The 14,937-nt window shown below is 50.4% G+C and carries 15 protein-coding genes, 3 tRNA genes and 1 pseudogene; 17 read left to right on the top strand and 2 right to left on the bottom strand.

All coding sequences use genetic code 11. The annotated features are described in order from the left end of the window. The 9 genes from ACLD3P_RS07345 to sdiA form a co-directional block, all read left to right on the top strand. A partial coding sequence (locus ACLD3P_RS07345; protein ID WP_411006692.1) for a flagellin occupies positions 1-1,036 on the top strand: 1,036 nt, incomplete at its 5' end. Positions 1,037-1,114: 78 nt separating this feature from the next. Continuing rightward, positions 1,115-2,320 carry a flagellin lysine-N-methylase gene (gene fliB, locus ACLD3P_RS07340; RefSeq protein WP_080210533.1) on the top strand — a complete coding sequence of 402 codons (1,206 nt, stop codon included), beginning with the start codon at positions 1,115-1,117 and terminating at the stop codon, positions 2,318-2,320. Between the two features lie 196 nt (positions 2,321-2,516). After that, positions 2,517-3,236 carry an RNA polymerase sigma factor FliA gene (locus ACLD3P_RS07335; protein WP_001087453.1) on the top strand — a complete coding sequence of 240 codons (720 nt, stop codon included), beginning with the start codon at positions 2,517-2,519 and terminating at the stop codon, positions 3,234-3,236. A gap of 58 nt (positions 3,237-3,294) precedes the next feature. Continuing rightward, positions 3,295-3,846, top strand: a complete 552-nt coding sequence (gene fliZ / locus ACLD3P_RS07330) for a flagella biosynthesis regulatory protein FliZ (protein WP_000218080.1) — start codon at positions 3,295-3,297, stop codon at positions 3,844-3,846. Positions 3,847-3,992: 146 nt separating this feature from the next. Further along, a complete protein-coding gene (gene tcyJ / locus ACLD3P_RS07325; RefSeq protein ID WP_000761634.1) occupies positions 3,993-4,793 on the top strand; it encodes a cystine ABC transporter substrate-binding protein in 801 nt (266 codons plus the stop codon). A gap of 153 nt (positions 4,794-4,946) precedes the next feature. After that, positions 4,947-5,933 (top strand): D-cysteine desulfhydrase, encoded by a 987-nt coding sequence (gene dcyD / locus ACLD3P_RS07320; RefSeq protein ID WP_115285914.1) that lies wholly within the window; start codon positions 4,947-4,949, stop codon positions 5,931-5,933. Between the two features lie 20 nt (positions 5,934-5,953). Then, a complete protein-coding gene (gene tcyL / locus ACLD3P_RS07315; RefSeq protein ID WP_001158238.1) occupies positions 5,954-6,622 on the top strand; it encodes a cystine ABC transporter permease in 669 nt (222 codons plus the stop codon). Then, the gene (gene tcyN / locus ACLD3P_RS07310; protein ID WP_001273033.1) at positions 6,619-7,371 is read left to right on the top strand and encodes an L-cystine ABC transporter ATP-binding protein TcyN; all 753 of its coding nucleotides are present in this window, start codon (positions 6,619-6,621) and stop codon (positions 7,369-7,371) included. The genes tcyL and tcyN overlap by 4 nt, the downstream gene beginning before the upstream one ends. Positions 7,372-7,602: 231 nt before the next feature. Beyond that, entirely contained in the window at positions 7,603-8,325 is a 723-nt protein-coding gene (gene sdiA / locus ACLD3P_RS07305; protein ID WP_001157169.1) for a transcriptional regulator SdiA, read from the top strand. A gap of 67 nt (positions 8,326-8,392) precedes the next feature. On the opposite strand, the gene ACLD3P_RS07300 is transcribed toward sdiA, so the two are convergent. Both ACLD3P_RS07300 and ACLD3P_RS07295 read right to left on the bottom strand, forming a co-directional pair. Then, positions 8,393-8,617: a DUF2594 family protein gene (locus tag ACLD3P_RS07300; protein ID WP_000106483.1), complete on the bottom strand. Its 225-nt coding sequence runs from the start codon at positions 8,615-8,617 to the stop codon at positions 8,393-8,395. Further along, positions 8,614-8,769, bottom strand: a complete 156-nt coding sequence (locus ACLD3P_RS07295; RefSeq protein WP_000546183.1) for a hypothetical protein — start codon at positions 8,767-8,769, stop codon at positions 8,614-8,616. Before ACLD3P_RS07295 ends, ACLD3P_RS07300 begins: the two co-directional genes overlap by 4 nt. A 311-nt stretch (positions 8,770-9,080) precedes the next feature. Between ACLD3P_RS07295 and uvrY the strand changes: the two genes are divergently transcribed. The 8 genes and pseudogenes from uvrY (at position 9,081) to ACLD3P_RS07255 (ending at position 14,856) form a co-directional block, all read left to right on the top strand. Then, positions 9,081-9,737, top strand: coding sequence for a UvrY/SirA/GacA family response regulator transcription factor (gene uvrY, locus ACLD3P_RS07290; RefSeq protein ID WP_000611323.1), 657 nt, complete (start codon positions 9,081-9,083; stop codon positions 9,735-9,737). Continuing rightward, entirely contained in the window at positions 9,734-11,566 is a 1,833-nt protein-coding gene (uvrC, locus tag ACLD3P_RS07285) for an excinuclease ABC subunit UvrC (RefSeq protein WP_001289475.1), read from the top strand. The genes uvrY and uvrC overlap by 4 nt, the downstream gene beginning before the upstream one ends. Positions 11,567-11,622: 56 nt before the next feature. Then, the gene (pgsA, locus tag ACLD3P_RS07280) at positions 11,623-12,171 is read left to right on the top strand and encodes a CDP-diacylglycerol--glycerol-3-phosphate 3-phosphatidyltransferase (RefSeq protein ID WP_001160192.1); all 549 of its coding nucleotides are present in this window, start codon (positions 11,623-11,625) and stop codon (positions 12,169-12,171) included. Positions 12,172-12,322: 151 nt separating this feature from the next. Continuing rightward, positions 12,323-12,398: transfer RNA gene (locus ACLD3P_RS07275), tRNA-Gly, on the top strand. Between the two features lie 51 nt (positions 12,399-12,449). Then, positions 12,450-12,523 (top strand) — tRNA-Cys (locus ACLD3P_RS07270). An 11-nt stretch (positions 12,524-12,534) separates the two neighbouring features. Continuing rightward, positions 12,535-12,621, top strand: a tRNA-Leu gene (locus ACLD3P_RS07265). A 250-nt stretch (positions 12,622-12,871) separates the two neighbouring features. Further along, positions 12,872-13,203 (top strand): annotated as a pseudogene (locus ACLD3P_RS07260) (hypothetical protein). 213 nt (positions 13,204-13,416) lie between these two features. Continuing rightward, positions 13,417-14,856: an SH3 domain-containing C40 family peptidase gene (locus ACLD3P_RS07255; RefSeq protein WP_131046113.1), complete on the top strand. Its 1,440-nt coding sequence runs from the start codon at positions 13,417-13,419 to the stop codon at positions 14,854-14,856. The last annotated feature ends 81 nt before the right edge of the window (positions 14,857-14,937 follow it).

Below are 14,937 nucleotides of genomic sequence, written 5' to 3'. Positions count from 1 at the left end.
CGACGGTGAAACTATCGATATCGATCTGAAGCAGATCAACTCTCAGACCCTGGGTCTGGATACTTTAAGTGTACAGGATGCCTATACGCCAAAAGGTACCGCTGTTACCAGAGATGTTACCACCTATAAAAATGGTGGTACTACTCTTACAGCACCTAACGCAGCAGCAATTGATACCGCTTTAGGTACGACTGGTGCGGCGGGTACTGCGGCTGTGAAATTTAAAGACGGTAACTACTTCGTTGAGGTGACCGGTACAACTAAAGATGGTCTGTATGAAGCGACAGTTGATGCAGCTGGCGCGGTGACAATGACCGCAAATAAAGCAACAGTAACTGGGGCTAGTACAGTTACTGAAAACCAAATTGTAGACGCTGTTACACCGACGCCAGTTGATACAGTCGCAGCAGCTACTGCATTGACCAATGCAGGTGTGACAGGTGCGACAGGTAATACCAGCTTGGTTAAAATGTCATTTGAAGATAAAAATGGCAAAGTTACTGATGCGGGTTACGCGCTTAAAGTTGGAAATGATTATTATGCCGCTGATTACGATGAAAAAACTGGTGAGATAAAAGCTAAAACTGTAAATTATACTGACGCTACTGGTGCGACAAAAACCGGTGCTGTGAAATTTGGCGGTGCGAATGGTAAAACTGAAGTTGTGACCACCGTTGATGGTAATACTTATCAGGCTAGTGATGTAAAAGGGCATAATTTCCAGAGTGGTGGCGCTTTAAGCGAGGCTGTAACCACTAAAACTGAAAACCCGCTGGCTAAAATTGATGCCGCGCTGGCGCAAGTTGATGCGCTGCGTTCTGACCTGGGTGCGGTTCAGAACCGTTTCAACTCCGCTATCACCAACCTGGGCAATACCGTAAACAACCTGTCTGAAGCCCGTAGCCGTATCGAAGATTCCGACTACGCGACCGAAGTTTCCAACATGTCTCGCGCGCAGATTCTGCAGCAGGCCGGTACCTCCGTTCTGGCGCAGGCTAACCAGGTTCCGCAAAACGTCCTCTCTTTACTGCGTTAATCCGGCGATTGATTCACCGACACGTGGTACACAATCAAGGCAGCGAAAGCTGCCTTTTTTAATTCCGGAGCCTGTGTAATGAAAGAAATCACCGTCACTGAACCTGCCTTTGTCACCCGCTTTTCCTGTTCTGGCTCGGCCTGTCGCGACCACTGTTGTAAGGGCTGGAAAATCACGCTGGATAAGACGACGGTCAAAAAGTATCTCGCCAGTAAAGACACGACGATTCGTACCATCGCGCAAGACCATATTATCCTGCTGAAAAAGAACAACAGCCACTGGGGCGAAATTAAGCTGCCTTCCGCGCTGGGGAATTGCCCTTATCTGGATGAGGACCGTCTGTGCCGGGTACAAAAAACGTTAGGCGCAAAGGCATTAAGTCATACCTGTTCCTCTTTCCCACGGGCGCACCATACCTATAAAAATGAGGTACGTAACTCCCTGAGTCTTGCCTGTCCGGAGGTAACGTCCCGCATTTTAAACGATCCTGACGCGATGGCGCTCGGCGAAAAAACAATCATTCAGCAGACATTCAATACTGCGCCGTTATTCCCAGCGCAGCAAAAGTTACTCAATCTGTTTTGCCTGAGTTTGATCAACCATGCCAACAGCAGTACGGAAGCCGCGCTCTATGCGTTAATAAAATTTGTCATGTATACGCAGAAATTTGCCAAAATTGATGATGCGGCGCTGGGTGAACTGGAACAGGTGTATGCTGCGCTACTTGAGCAGTTGCAGACCGGCGTGCTGGCGCAGGAGTTAATGAATATCGCGCCGGATAGCAAGGTAAAAACCTCGCTGGTATTGCAGATGCAGGACTATTTCCGCTCGCTCCCGCTTAGTCGTGGCAGTGTTATCCTCGATCACTATATCCAGTGCCTTCTGCGGGTGCTGACGGCGGAAGAGGGCGTTTCAATGGAGCAGAAGGTGAGCGATATTGAGTCCTCATTAGCGCGCTGTTTACAGGCGGATGAGCAGCAGAAGAACTGGGCCTTCAGAAATTTAATTCTCTATAAAATTTGGGAAAATAATTTCCCCAACCAGCCGAATGTCGACCCGTTACGCGCGCTGTATATTATCGTGGCGGAATATGCCTTTATTAAGCTATTAACGGCAGCCAGCGTGCATGAGCGCGGGCGGATTGAGTGGGATGACGTTACTAATATTGTGTATAGTTTTCACTCCCGCAGCCAGCATAACAGCGAGGTGGCGAAGAATTTTCATCGCCATATAGAAACGGTGCGTACTGGCGACGATCTGTCGATGATTCATCTTCTGACATAGTTTTGTTCGGGGTGGGCTTTTGCGCATCCCGTTTATCCTATCTGGCTGATTTTATTCTGCTCTTTTAGCCGCTAAAAAGGCGCTACAGGTTACATAAGTGAAATAACCCTTCTTTTATAGCCTTATTCCTTCGATAGAACCCTCTGTAGAAACGGATAATCATGCCGATAACTCATTTAACGCAGGGCTGTTTATCGTGAATTCACTGTATACCGCTGAAGGTGTAATGGATAAACACTCGCTGTGGCAGCGTTATGTACCGCTGGTGCGTCACGAAGCATTGCGCCTGCAGGTGCGATTGCCGGCGAGCGTGGAACTGGACGATCTGCTACAAGCGGGCGGCATCGGGTTATTAAATGCGGTCGACCGATATGACGCTTTGCAAGGAACGGCATTTACCACTTACGCAGTGCAGCGTATTCGTGGGGCGATGCTGGATGAATTACGCAGCCGCGATTGGGTGCCGCGTAGCGTCCGGCGTAATGCCCGCGAAGTGGCGCAGGCGATGGGACAACTGGAGCAGGAACTGGGGCGTAATGCGACGGAAACCGAAGTGGCGGAACGTCTTGGCATCCCTGTTGCGGAGTATCGTCAGATGTTGCTCGATACCAACAACAGCCAACTTTTCTCTTACGATGAGTGGCGGGAAGAGCATGGCGATAGTATCGAACTGGTGACTGAAGAACATCAACAGGAAAACCCGTTACATCAACTGCTGGAGGGCGACCTGCGACAGCGGGTAATGGACGCGATTGAATCGCTGCCGGAACGCGAGCAACTGGTGTTAACGCTGTATTACCAGGAGGAGCTCAACCTCAAAGAGATTGGCGCGGTACTGGAAGTTGGCGAATCGCGGGTCAGCCAGTTGCATAGTCAGGCCATCAAACGATTACGCACCAAACTGGGTAAGTTATAGGTCGCGCATGGTCGCACCCGAAAAGTGCCGCACAACGTATAGACTACCAGGAGTTCTCATGACGGTGCAGCAACCTAAAAGGCGGCCCTTGAGCCGCTATCTTAAAGACTTTAAACACAGCCAGACGCATTGCGCGCATTGTCACAAACTGCTCGACCGCATTACGCTGGTTCGCCGTGGCAAGATCGTTAATAAAATCGCTATTTCACAGCTGGATATGCTACTTGACGACGCTGCCTGGCAGCGGGAGCAGAAGGAGTGGGTGGCGCTGTGTCGATTTTGCGGCGATTTGCACTGCAAAAAGCAGAGTGATTTTTTCGATATTATCGGTTTCAAACAGTATTTGTTTGAACAAACCGAGATGAGCCATGGCACGGTGCGGGAATATGTCGTGCGTTTACGACGTCTTGGCAACTACCTCAGCGAGCAAAACATTTCCCACGATCTGCTGCAGGACGGTTTTCTCGATGAAAGCCTGGCGCCATGGTTGCCGGAAACCAGCACCAATAATTACCGTATCGCACTACGTAAATACCAGCAATATAAAGCGCATCAGCAGATTGCGCCCAGACAGAAATCCCCCTTTACCGCCAGTTCTGATATATATTAAAAAAGCATAAGATGTAGCAGAGTCGTGTTGGTGAAACGTGGCAAACCTTCTACATTAGGCTGAGTCCCCCAAAGGTTCGCGAGACGTGACGATGCGCCATGGCGGGACACAGTCTATGGTCATTAACGGCAATATTCGGGGTTACTATGAAATTAGCACTGCTGGGACGTCAGGCACTGATGGGAGTAATGGCTGTAGCGCTGGTGGCGGGAATGAGCGCGAAGAGCTTTGCCGATGAGGGTTTGCTGAACAAAGTTAAAGAACGCGGCACGCTGCTGGTAGGGCTGGAAGGTACCTATCCGCCGTTTAGCTTTCAGGGCGAAGACGGCAAATTAACCGGTTTTGAAGTCGATTTCGCCGAGGCGTTGGCAAAACATCTGGGCGTTAAAGCGTCGCTGAAGCCGACCAAATGGGACGGAATACTGGCGTCGCTGGACGCTAAACGCATTGATGTGGTGATAAACCAAGTCACGATTTCAGACGTCCGCAAGAAAAAATATGATTTCTCTACGCCTTACACTGTCTCCGGCGTTCAGGCGCTGGTGAAAAAAGGCAATGAAGGCACGATCAAAACGGCGGCCGATCTGCAGGGCAAAAAAGTCGGCGTTGGGCTGGGGACTAACTATGAAGAGTGGCTACGTCAACATGTTCAGGGTGTGGATATCCGTACTTATGACGATGATCCTACAAAATACCAGGATCTGCGCGTAGGCCGTATTGACGCGATTTTAGTCGATCGTCTGGCGGCGCTGGATCTGGTGAAAAAAACCAAAGGTACGCTGGCCGTCACCGGTGATGCGTTTTCGCGTCAGGAGTCCGGCGTTGCGTTACGTAAAGGCAACGAAGACTTGCTGAAGGCGGTAGATAACGCCATTGCGGAAATGCAAAAAGATGGCACCTTAAAAGCGCTCTCTGAAAAATGGTTTGGCGCTGACGTGACCCAATAATGCTCTACGTTGCCCGGCAGGCAGAGCGCCGCCGGGCAATATCAACCTCATACTATGTCAGCAAACGGAGGCGCGTGAATCGGCGCCTTTTTTATTTCCGTTGGATCAACGTGCATAATAAAAAGAACACACCACAACGTTACCGGAGACTCAATGCCACTACATCACTTAACGCGCTTCCCTCGCCTGGAGCTTATCGGCGCGCCGACCCCGCTCGAATACCTGCCGCGATTGTCTGATTATCTTGGCCGTGAGATTTACATTAAGCGCGATGACGTTACGCCCATTGCAATGGGCGGCAATAAACTGCGCAAGCTGGAGTTTCTGGTGGCCGACGCGCTGCGAGAAGGGGCGGATACGCTGATAACCGCAGGGGCGATTCAGTCAAACCATGTCCGTCAGACGGCGGCGGTCGCGGCCAAATTGGGGCTGCATTGCGTCGCTTTGTTGGAAAATCCAATCGGTACCACTGCGGAAAATTACCTGACGAATGGTAATCGCCTGTTACTGGATTTATTTAATACGCAAATTGAGATGTGCGATGCGCTAACCGATCCGGATGCGCAGCTGCAAACGCTGGCGACGCGCATTGAAGCGCAAGGGTTCAGGCCCTATGTGATTCCGGTCGGCGGCTCCAGCGCGCTGGGCGCAATGGGATACGTAGAGAGCGCTCTGGAAATCGCCCAGCAGTGTGAAGAAGTCGTCGGGCTCTCTTCGGTGGTGGTGGCCTCCGGCAGCGCCGGAACGCACGCCGGGTTAGCTGTCGGGCTGGAACATCTGATGCCGGATGTCGAACTGATTGGCGTGACCGTTTCACGTTCTGTCGCCGAGCAGAAACCCAAAGTGATTGCCTTGCAGCAGGCTATTGCCGGTCAGCTGGCGCTGACGGCGACGGCGGATATCCATTTATGGGATGACTATTTTGCCCCGGGTTACGGCGTGCCAAATGACGCGGGGATGGAGGCGGTGAAACTGCTGGCGAGCCTGGAGGGGGTGCTGCTGGATCCGGTATATACCGGCAAAGCGATGGCGGGTCTGATAGACGGCATCAGCCAGAAACGCTTTAACGATGACGGGCCGATTCTCTTTATTCACACCGGTGGGGCGCCTGCGCTGTTTGCCTACCATCCTTATGTATAACCTCCAGGTAATCAACGCGAATGCAAGAAAGTATCCAACTGGTTATTGAATCGCTGCCGTATTTGCTTAAAGGCGCCGTCTTTACCCTGCAACTGAGTATTGGCGGTATGTTTTTTGGTCTGCTGCTGGGATTTGTGCTGGCGCTGATGCGGATGTCTCCGCTATGGCCGGTTCGCTGGCTGGCGCGCTTTTATATCTCGATTTTTCGCGGTACGCCGCTTATCGCCCAGTTATTTATGATCTATTACGGCCTGCCGCAATTTGGGATTGAGCTGGACCCTATCCCGGCGGCGATGATTGGTTTATCGCTCAATACCGCGGCTTACACGTCCGAGACGCTGCGCGCGGCAATCTCGGCTATCGACAAGGGACAATGGGAAGCGGCGGCGAGCATTGGCATGACGCCGTGGCAAACGCTACGTCGCGCTATTTTGCCGCAGGCGGCTCGTGTCGCGCTTCCGCCGTTGAGCAACAGCTTTATCAGCCTGGTGAAAGATACGTCGCTCGCCGCGACGATTCAGGTGCCGGAGTTGTTCCGCCAGGCGCAGTTAATTACCTCGCGAACGCTGGAGGTGTTTACCATGTATCTGGCCGCGTCGTTAATCTACTGGGTAATGGCGACCGTCTTATCGGCACTGCAAAACTATTTTGAAAACCAGCTTAACCGCCAGGAGAGAGAGCCAAAATGAGTGCGATCGAAGTCACCAACCTGGTCAAAAAATTTCATGGTCAAACGGTGCTGCACGGTATCGACCTTGAGGTGAAGCCCGGAGAAGTCGTCGCCATTATCGGCCCGAGCGGCTCAGGGAAAACAACGTTATTACGCTGCATTAACCTGCTGGAACAACCGGAAGCGGGCACCATTAAAGTGGGCGATATTATCATCGATACCGCCCGCCCATTCAGCCAGCAAAAAGGGTTGATTCGCCAGCTACGTCAGCATGTCGGCTTTGTCTTTCAGAGTTTTAACCTGTTCCCGCATCGTACCGTGCTGGAAAATATCATTGAAGGTCCGGTGATTGTAAAGGGAGAGCCGAAAGCCGAGGCGACGGCGCTGGCGCGGGAACTGTTAGCCAAAGTCGGGTTGGCCGGTAAAGAGACCCGTTATCCGCGCCGCCTGTCGGGCGGGCAACAGCAGCGCGTGGCGATTGCGCGTGCGCTGGCGATGCGCCCGGAAGTGATACTGTTTGATGAGCCCACGTCGGCGCTTGATCCTGAATTAGTCGGCGAGGTGCTTAATACGATTCGCCAGCTGGCGCAGGAAAAGCGCACGATGGTGATCGTTACTCACGAAATGGGCTTTGCGCGTGACGTGGCTGACCGGGCAATATTTATGGATCAGGGGCAAATCGTCGAGCAGGGGCCGGCGAAAACCTTGTTCGCCGATCCTCAGCATCCGCGTACCCGCCAGTTCCTTGAGAAATTTTTAGTGAAATAATGCCTTTTCAACGCTCGCCCGAATTAGCCGCGCCTTGGGCGAGCGCAATGAATAATTATGAAGTCATTCTGCCAGATTATTAACCTCGCTCTCTGGCGGAAGCCAAAAAGTGTAATGCCGCTCAAGTATTCTACGTTTCGTCCGATATTTCTTATATATAAACACTATTTATGTGTTAATTTAAGTCATTCATAATAATGATTATCAATATCAAAGGCGTGACCATAAAATATGCAGGAAAATGATTTCTTCACCTGGCGACGCGCAATGTTGTTACGCTTTCAGGAGATGGCGGCAGCAGAGGATGTTTATACTGAATTGCAATATCAGACACAGCGGCTGGAATTTGATTATTATGCCCTGTGTGTTCGTCATCCCGTTCCCTTTACCCGGCCTAAAATATCGCTTCGTACCACTTATCCTCCGGCGTGGGTAACGCATTATCAGTCCGAAAACTATTTCGCGATCGATCCGGTATTAAAGCCGGAAAATTTCAGGCAGGGTCATTTACATTGGGATGACGTGCTATTTCATGAAGCGCAGGCGATGTGGGATGCCGCCCAGCGTTTCGGATTACGCAGAGGCGTAACCCAGTGTGTGATGTTGCCGAACCGGGCGCTGGGCTTTTTATCTGTCTCCCGTAGCAGTTTACGCTGCTCCTCGTTTACCTACGATGAAGTGGAGCTGAGGTTGCAACTGCTGGCGCGGGAGAGTCTTTCGGCGCTGACAAGATTTGAAGACGACATGGTGATGGCGCCTGAGATGCGTTTCAGTAAACGTGAGAAAGAGATTCTGAAGTGGACGGCGGAAGGGAAAACCTCATCGGAGATCGCCATTATTCTGTCGATTTCTGAAAATACCGTTAACTTCCATCAGAAAAACATGCAGAAGAAATTCAATGCGCCAAATAAAACACAGATTGCCTGCTACGCTGCGGCGACAGGTCTGATATGACGTGCTGACGATGCTTCGCGCCAGACGCGAAACCGGCTGAAAGCGATGCTAACAGCCGGTTTTTTTACTACTGGCGGTAAGCCTGTTTAATTTGCTTAACCGTACTGGAAAATACCGCCGCTTGTGCTTCATCATCCATCTGCGCGATCTGTTTTTCCATTTTAAGAATCACGCGCCCTGCATCGGCCTGGCCCATTGCCTGCAGCATCAGCGTTAACATGGCTTTCAGGCAGTTGACTTCAGTAGCCAGTTCTTGATTATTCTCAGCGGTGGAAAAATCAGGCGTACTCATTTATTTTCCTCGTTATGTTTCAGTGAAAATGTGCGATAGCAGATGTTAAGGCGGCGGAGTATACCATAAGCTACGCTAAAAATAGCAGTGGTTGTTTTTTGATCAAAAAGGGGAAGGTTTACCCACAAAATAAACGTTGCCGCGTGATGCATATATTTTCTTCATTCTTTGTTTATTACGCGTATTTCACTCGTTAATTATTGTTACAAAGTTGATTCTCTAATTAGTGTTTAGACAGCGGAACGTGAAATTTTTGTCACCATTATGAAATATCAGCCCGGGACAGCGCCGCCAGAAGGGGCTACAACGTTGGCAGTTGCCACATGACGTACAACATAATTTCCAAAAACGAGAGCAAAATCGAATACCCGGTGTTTTTTTACGTTTCAAAGTTGAGATAAAACCAGCTAATATAAGGACGATTAACTATCAGTAGCGTTATCCCTATTCTGGAGATATTCCTTTGATCAACGTTCTTCTTGTTGATGACCACGAACTGGTGCGCGCAGGGATACGACGCATTCTTGAAGATATAAAGGGCATTAAAGTTGTCGGTGAAGCGTGCTGCGGAGAGGATGCGGTAAAATGGTGCCGTACTAACGCCGTTGACGTCGTGCTGATGGATATGAACATGCCCGGTATTGGCGGCCTTGAGGCGACGCGTAAAATTGCCCGATCGACAGCGGATATCAAAGTGATCATGCTGACCGTCCATACGGAGAACCCGTTGCCCGCCAAAGTGATGCAGGCTGGCGCAGCTGGCTATCTCAGCAAAGGCGCTGCGCCTCAGGAGGTGGTGAGCGCTATTCGTTCGGTGTATTCCGGACAACGTTATATCGCCTCCGATATCGCTCAGCAGATGGCGCTCAGTCAGATCGAGCCTGCAAAAACGGAAACGCCGTTCGCCAGTTTGTCTGAACGCGAGTTGCAGATTATGCTGATGATCACCAAGGGTCAGAAGGTCAATGAGATTTCAGAACAGCTGAATCTCAGTCCTAAAACGGTGAACAGCTATCGCTATCGTATGTTCAGTAAATTAAACATTCATGGCGATGTTGAGCTGACTCACCTGGCAATCCGCCATGGCCTGTGTAATGCGGAGACGTTAACAAGCCAGTGAGTGAAATATTTGACGCAAAGGCGTTTTTGAAAACCGTTACCAGCCAACCCGGTGTCTATCGTATGTATGACGCCGGCGGTACGGTTATTTATGTCGGTAAAGCAAAAGACCTGAAAAAGCGTCTTTCCAGCTACTTTCGCAGCAACCTGGCTTCGCGTAAAACCGAAGCGCTAGTTGCGCAAATTCAACACATTGATGTCACGGTAACGCATACCGAAACGGAAGCGCTGCTGCTTGAGCATAATTACATCAAGTTGTATCAACCGCGTTACAACGTGTTGTTGCGTGATGATAAATCCTATCCTTTTATTTTTCTGAGCGGCGATACCCATCCGCGTCTGGCGATGCACCGTGGCGCCAAACATGCGAAAGGCGAGTACTTCGGCCCATTTCCTAATGGCTATGCCGTGCGGGAAACGCTGGCGCTGTTACAGAAAATTTTCCCTATCCGCCAGTGCGAAAACAGCGTATATCGCAACCGCTCGCGTCCTTGCCTGCAATACCAGATTGGCCGCTGCTTAGGCCCCTGCGTTGCAGGACTGGTCAGCGAGGAGGAGTACACGCAACAGGTGGAGTATGTCCGGTTGTTTTTGTCCGGCAAGGACGACCAGGTGTTAACACAGCTGATTGCCCGGATGGAAAAGGCCAGCCAGGATTTGGCATTTGAAGAGGCGGCGCGTATTCGCGATCAGATCCAGGCGGTACGCCGGGTCACGGAGAGACAGTTTGTCTCCAATGCGGGCGACGATCTCGACGTTATCGGCGTGGCTTTCGATGCGGGTATGGCCTGTGTGCATGTGCTGTTTATTCGCCAGGGTAAGGTGCTGGGCAGCCGCAGCTATTTTCCAAAAGTGCCTGGCGGTACGGAACTGGGCGAAGTGGTGGAAACCTTTGTCGGGCAGTTTTACCTGCAGGGTAGCCAGATGCGCACGCTACCGGGCGAGATACTGCTCGATTTTAATCTTAGCGATAAAACGCTGCTCGCCGACTCGTTGTCGGAGCTTGCCGGACGGCGTATTCATGTCCAGACAAAACCGCGCGGCGATCGCGCCCGTTATCTCAAGCTGGCGCGGACCAACGCGGCAACGGCCTTAATTACAAAACTTTCGCAGCAGTCCACCATCACGCAGCGTTTGACTGCGCTGGCGGCGGTATTAAAACTTCCTGCTATCAAGCGGATGGAGTGTTTTGACATCAGCCATACCATGGGGGAGCAAACGGTCGCATCCTGTGTGGTATTTGACGCTAACGGGCCGTTACGCGCCGAGTATCGTCGTTATAATATCGCGGGCATCACGCCGGGTGATGACTACGCGGCGATGAATCAGGTGCTACGTCGGCGTTATGGCAAGGCCATAGAAGAAAGTAAGATTCCGGACGTTATTCTGATCGACGGCGGAAAAGGGCAGCTCGCCCAGGCGAAAGCCGTTTTCGCTGAGCTGGATGTCCCCTGGGATAAGCATCGCCCTTTGTTGCTCGGCGTCGCCAAAGGCGCAGACAGAAAGGCCGGTCTGGAAACACTCTTTTTTGAACCGGAAGGAGAGGGGTTTAGCCTGCCGCCGGACTCGCCGGCGCTGCATGTTATTCAGCATATTCGCGATGAGTCGCACGATCACGCGATCGGCGGACACCGTAAAAAACGCGCAAAGGTTAAAAATACCAGTACGCTGGAAACTATTGAAGGCGTTGGGCCTAAACGTCGCCAGATGCTGCTGAAATATATGGGCGGTTTGCAAGGACTACGTAACGCCAGCGTAGAAGAAATTGCAAAAGTGCCGGGTATTTCGCAAGGTCTGGCAGAAAAGATCTTCTGGTCGTTGAAACATTGAGGCCACTGTAGCAACATAGGGGTAATTTCACTGACAACAGATAGTTACCCGTCACTATGCAATTTAATATCCCTACGTTGCTCACGCTGTTTCGCGTCATCCTGATTCCATTCTTTGTCGTGGTGTTTTATTTGCCGTTCGCCTGGGCGCCGATGGTCAGCGCGCTGATTTTCTGTATTGCCGCTATTACCGACTGGTTTGACGGCTTTCTGGCGCGACGCTGGAACCAGAGTACGCGTTTCGGCGCTTTCCTCGACCCCGTCGCCGACAAGGTGCTGGTGGCGATCGCCATGGTGTTGGTCACTGAGCATTATCATAGCTGGTGGGTGACGTTACCTGCGGCGACGATGATAGCCCGCGAAATTATTATCTCTGCTCTGCGTGAATGGATGGCGGAGCTGGGCAAACGCAGTAGTGTAGCGGTCTCTTGGATCGGTAAAGTCAAAACTACCGCGCAGATGGTGGCGCTGGCGTGGCTCTTGTGGCGTCCGAATATCTGGGTAGAGTATGCCGGGATCGCGCTTTTCTTTGTTGCAGCGGTGCTAACGTTGTGGTCCATGTTGCAATATTTGAGCGCTGCACGCGGAGATTTGCTTGATCAGTGATCGTTTCGCCGCAAATTTCAGCAAACGATCGTGAGTGACGAAAAATATCGTTGACTCAGTGCGTCAGGTAAGTAGAATGCAACGCATCGAACGGCAGCACTGATTGCCAGACGATAACAAAATCAAGTGATTAACAAAGTTGCTTGATACTGCGGGAATAGCTCAGTTGGTAGAGCACGACCTTGCCAAGGTCGGGGTCGCGAGTTCGAGTCTCGTTTCCCGCTCCAGTTTAAAAGCATTGGCGTAAAGCGGATGCTGGCTGAAAAGCAAAAAAATTTGGCGCGTTAACAAAGCGGTTATGTAGCGGATTGCAAATCCGTCTAGTCCGGTTCGACTCCGGAACGCGCCTCCAATTTTTCCCGAGCCCGGATGGTGGAATCGGTAGACACAAGGGATTTAAAATCCCTCGGCGTTCGCGCTGTGCGGGTTCAAGTCCCGCTCCGGGTACCATGGGAAAGACAAGAATAATCAAAGCAATAAGCAGTGTCGTGAAACCACCTACGGGTGGTTTTTTTGTGTCTTCAATTTGTATGCCGACCGCGAGCGTGAACTTTCCAGCGCGATACACGGTAAAAAAACACCGGTAGCGGCATTTCTGCCAGTACAACAGTTATGTGCTACCGACCCGCAAGAACTTATGCCTGGTAAATACTAAACGTCGGGTAAATCAGCCGATAAAATCCATTAATCTCTATAAAAAATGCTGATATGTTTTATGCCTGCTTTATAAAGTGAGTAGGTCTGCCAGTGAAATATACCGATAATGCAAAATTATTTATTAGCTTCATTAATATTGGGATTGTAGGTTGCGCTTTGCTACTTTTTTTTATTTTGTATGAGCCTGAGAGTGCAATCGCAACCTACTCTCTTCCAGGCGAGTTTTCCTCTTCGACATGTGATGCGCGTAATTTTATTGGCTACGTCGATGAAAACGATTTTGCAGAGTATATAAAAAAAGTAGAGCTGACGCGCTACAGTATGTATTGTCTGAAAAAAACAGGGGCGGGGCAGTGGAGTATTTATGCAAATTAAACGAGTATATAACTGTTCAGGGGTGTTTTCTGCACAATTTAATTAAAGGTAGATAGCGAACTAATATTCATCATAAGGTAATGTGATCCGCATCATGCTTTAATCACGTTTTGCAATATTGTCTTAATAACAGGTCAACTACAGATAATTTCGGGTTTTCGTGAATGGCGGTTTTGGTCAGTCTCTATATTATGCCTTCCCCGCTTTACGGAGATGATGATGCAAAAGAAAACCTGGGCCGTTTTATTGATACCATTGTGCCTCACCGCTTGCCACCAGACGACCTACCGATCAACAGCCAAAGATGAAATTCTCACAGGGAGCTATATTGACCCGACAAAAACACGCTTTCCGTTAGCGGATTATTCACAGTCGGTTGATAAATGGATACCTCCGGACTCGGCTGATTACACTATTCCGGTTATTGATAGTGCTACCCAACAACGCTACTTTAACGCACTAAAATCTCATTATTTCGGAATGGACAGTGAAGCGCACTCGCCGTGGAATGGTTTTTATATTACCGCATTGCTGAAAAAAAACGCAGCACAGGCGCGGGATGCCAGTATTAAGCAGTTTCTTAGCGACGGCAGTGCTTATTGGGGGGAAAACTTCAGACTTTATACCTCTCGCTGGAAAGAGGGGGTTAGAGGGAATACGGATACGCAGATTGACAATATCTATCATGCCTCCCGGCGAGGCATTATGGTCAGGGAAAGTTTAGTCAGAGCGCTGCCAACGGACGACCCGCTCTTTAACGATCCCCGTCAGGCGGGCGAGGGGTACCCGTTTGATAATTTACAAATGTCTTCGCTGCGTCCCGGTACGCCGGTCTATACGCTGACGAAGAGCAAAGACCAACGCTGGCAATATGTCGTTTCACCAGCGGTAACTGGCTGGGTTCATAGTGAAGATATTGCCAGTGCGGATCAGAAATTTATAACACAGTGGGTTTTGCTTGCTCATAAGCAACTGGGGGCATTTATCAACGCGCCGGTTTCTGTCCATGCCGCAGGCGTCTATTATTTCACCGGGCGACCGGGCACTATTTTACCGTTCCGACATCAACGGGCGGGCCAGTTCCTCATTGCGGCGCCAGTTCGCGACAGCAACGGTCGCGCGTTTATCCATTGGGTCTGGCTAAGCGGTAACGAGTTTACGGCTATGCCGTGGAAAATGACGCCGGAAAATATCGCTGTGCTAATGAAAGCAATGCACGGCGCCCCCTACGGTTGGGGAAATTTTAACTTTTATAATGATTGTTCAGCCGAAGTCCGCAGCCTGTTAATGCCGTTTGGCATATTCCTGGCCAGACATTCATCCGCGCAGGTAGAGTCTGCTGGACGGGTGGTCGATCTTAGTCATAAAAATCCCCAAATGCGGATTGATTATCTCACCAGATACGGAAAACCGTTTACTACGTTGGTCTATATTCCAGGGCATATTATGCTGTATATCGGTAACACAACCATGAATGGGCAGGTCGTGCCGATGACTTATCAGAATATCTGGGGATTGCGCCCAAACCATGCTAATAGCCGGAGCATTATCGGTGAGGCGGTATTTTTGCCGTTACTGCGTTTTTATCCTGAAAATCCTGAGCTGATATCGCTGGCTGGTAAGGTTCTGTTTAAGCTTGGTTATATAGAATAGGTTGACAAACTGTGTTATCGCGGAAGACATGATTAAGGCAACCGTGCGCGTGGATATAAAGAGAGTATCCCTGTAAACTGT

This window comes from Salmonella sp. 741265073_HBA, from assembly GCF_046569105.1.
GTDB classification, from domain to species: domain Bacteria; phylum Pseudomonadota; class Gammaproteobacteria; order Enterobacterales; family Enterobacteriaceae; genus Salmonella; species Salmonella enterica.
The sequence above is the reverse complement of the archived record's forward strand: the minus strand, read 5'-3'. Positions and strand labels throughout refer to the sequence as shown.

Coding starts and splice junctions, on each gene's coding strand:
- fliB (WP_080210533.1), top strand. CDS start 1,115: ATGAAAGAAATCACCGTCACTGAACCTGCCTTTGTCACCCGCTTTTCC.
- fliZ (WP_000218080.1), top strand. CDS start 3,295: ATGACGGTGCAGCAACCTAAAAGGCGGCCCTTGAGCCGCTATCTTAAA.
- tcyJ (WP_000761634.1), top strand. CDS start 3,993: ATGAAATTAGCACTGCTGGGACGTCAGGCACTGATGGGAGTAATGGCT.
- dcyD (WP_115285914.1), top strand. CDS start 4,947: ATGCCACTACATCACTTAACGCGCTTCCCTCGCCTGGAGCTTATCGGC.
- tcyL (WP_001158238.1), top strand. CDS start 5,954: ATGCAAGAAAGTATCCAACTGGTTATTGAATCGCTGCCGTATTTGCTT.
- tcyN (WP_001273033.1), top strand. CDS start 6,619: ATGAGTGCGATCGAAGTCACCAACCTGGTCAAAAAATTTCATGGTCAA.
- sdiA (WP_001157169.1), top strand. CDS start 7,603: ATGCAGGAAAATGATTTCTTCACCTGGCGACGCGCAATGTTGTTACGC.
- ACLD3P_RS07300 (WP_000106483.1), bottom strand. CDS start 8,617: ATGAGTACGCCTGATTTTTCCACCGCTGAGAATAATCAAGAACTGGCT.
- ACLD3P_RS07295 (WP_000546183.1), bottom strand. CDS start 8,769: ATGCATCACGCGGCAACGTTTATTTTGTGGGTAAACCTTCCCCTTTTT.
- pgsA (WP_001160192.1), top strand. CDS start 11,623: ATGCAATTTAATATCCCTACGTTGCTCACGCTGTTTCGCGTCATCCTG.
- ACLD3P_RS07255 (WP_131046113.1), top strand. CDS start 13,417: ATGATGATGCAAAAGAAAACCTGGGCCGTTTTATTGATACCATTGTGC.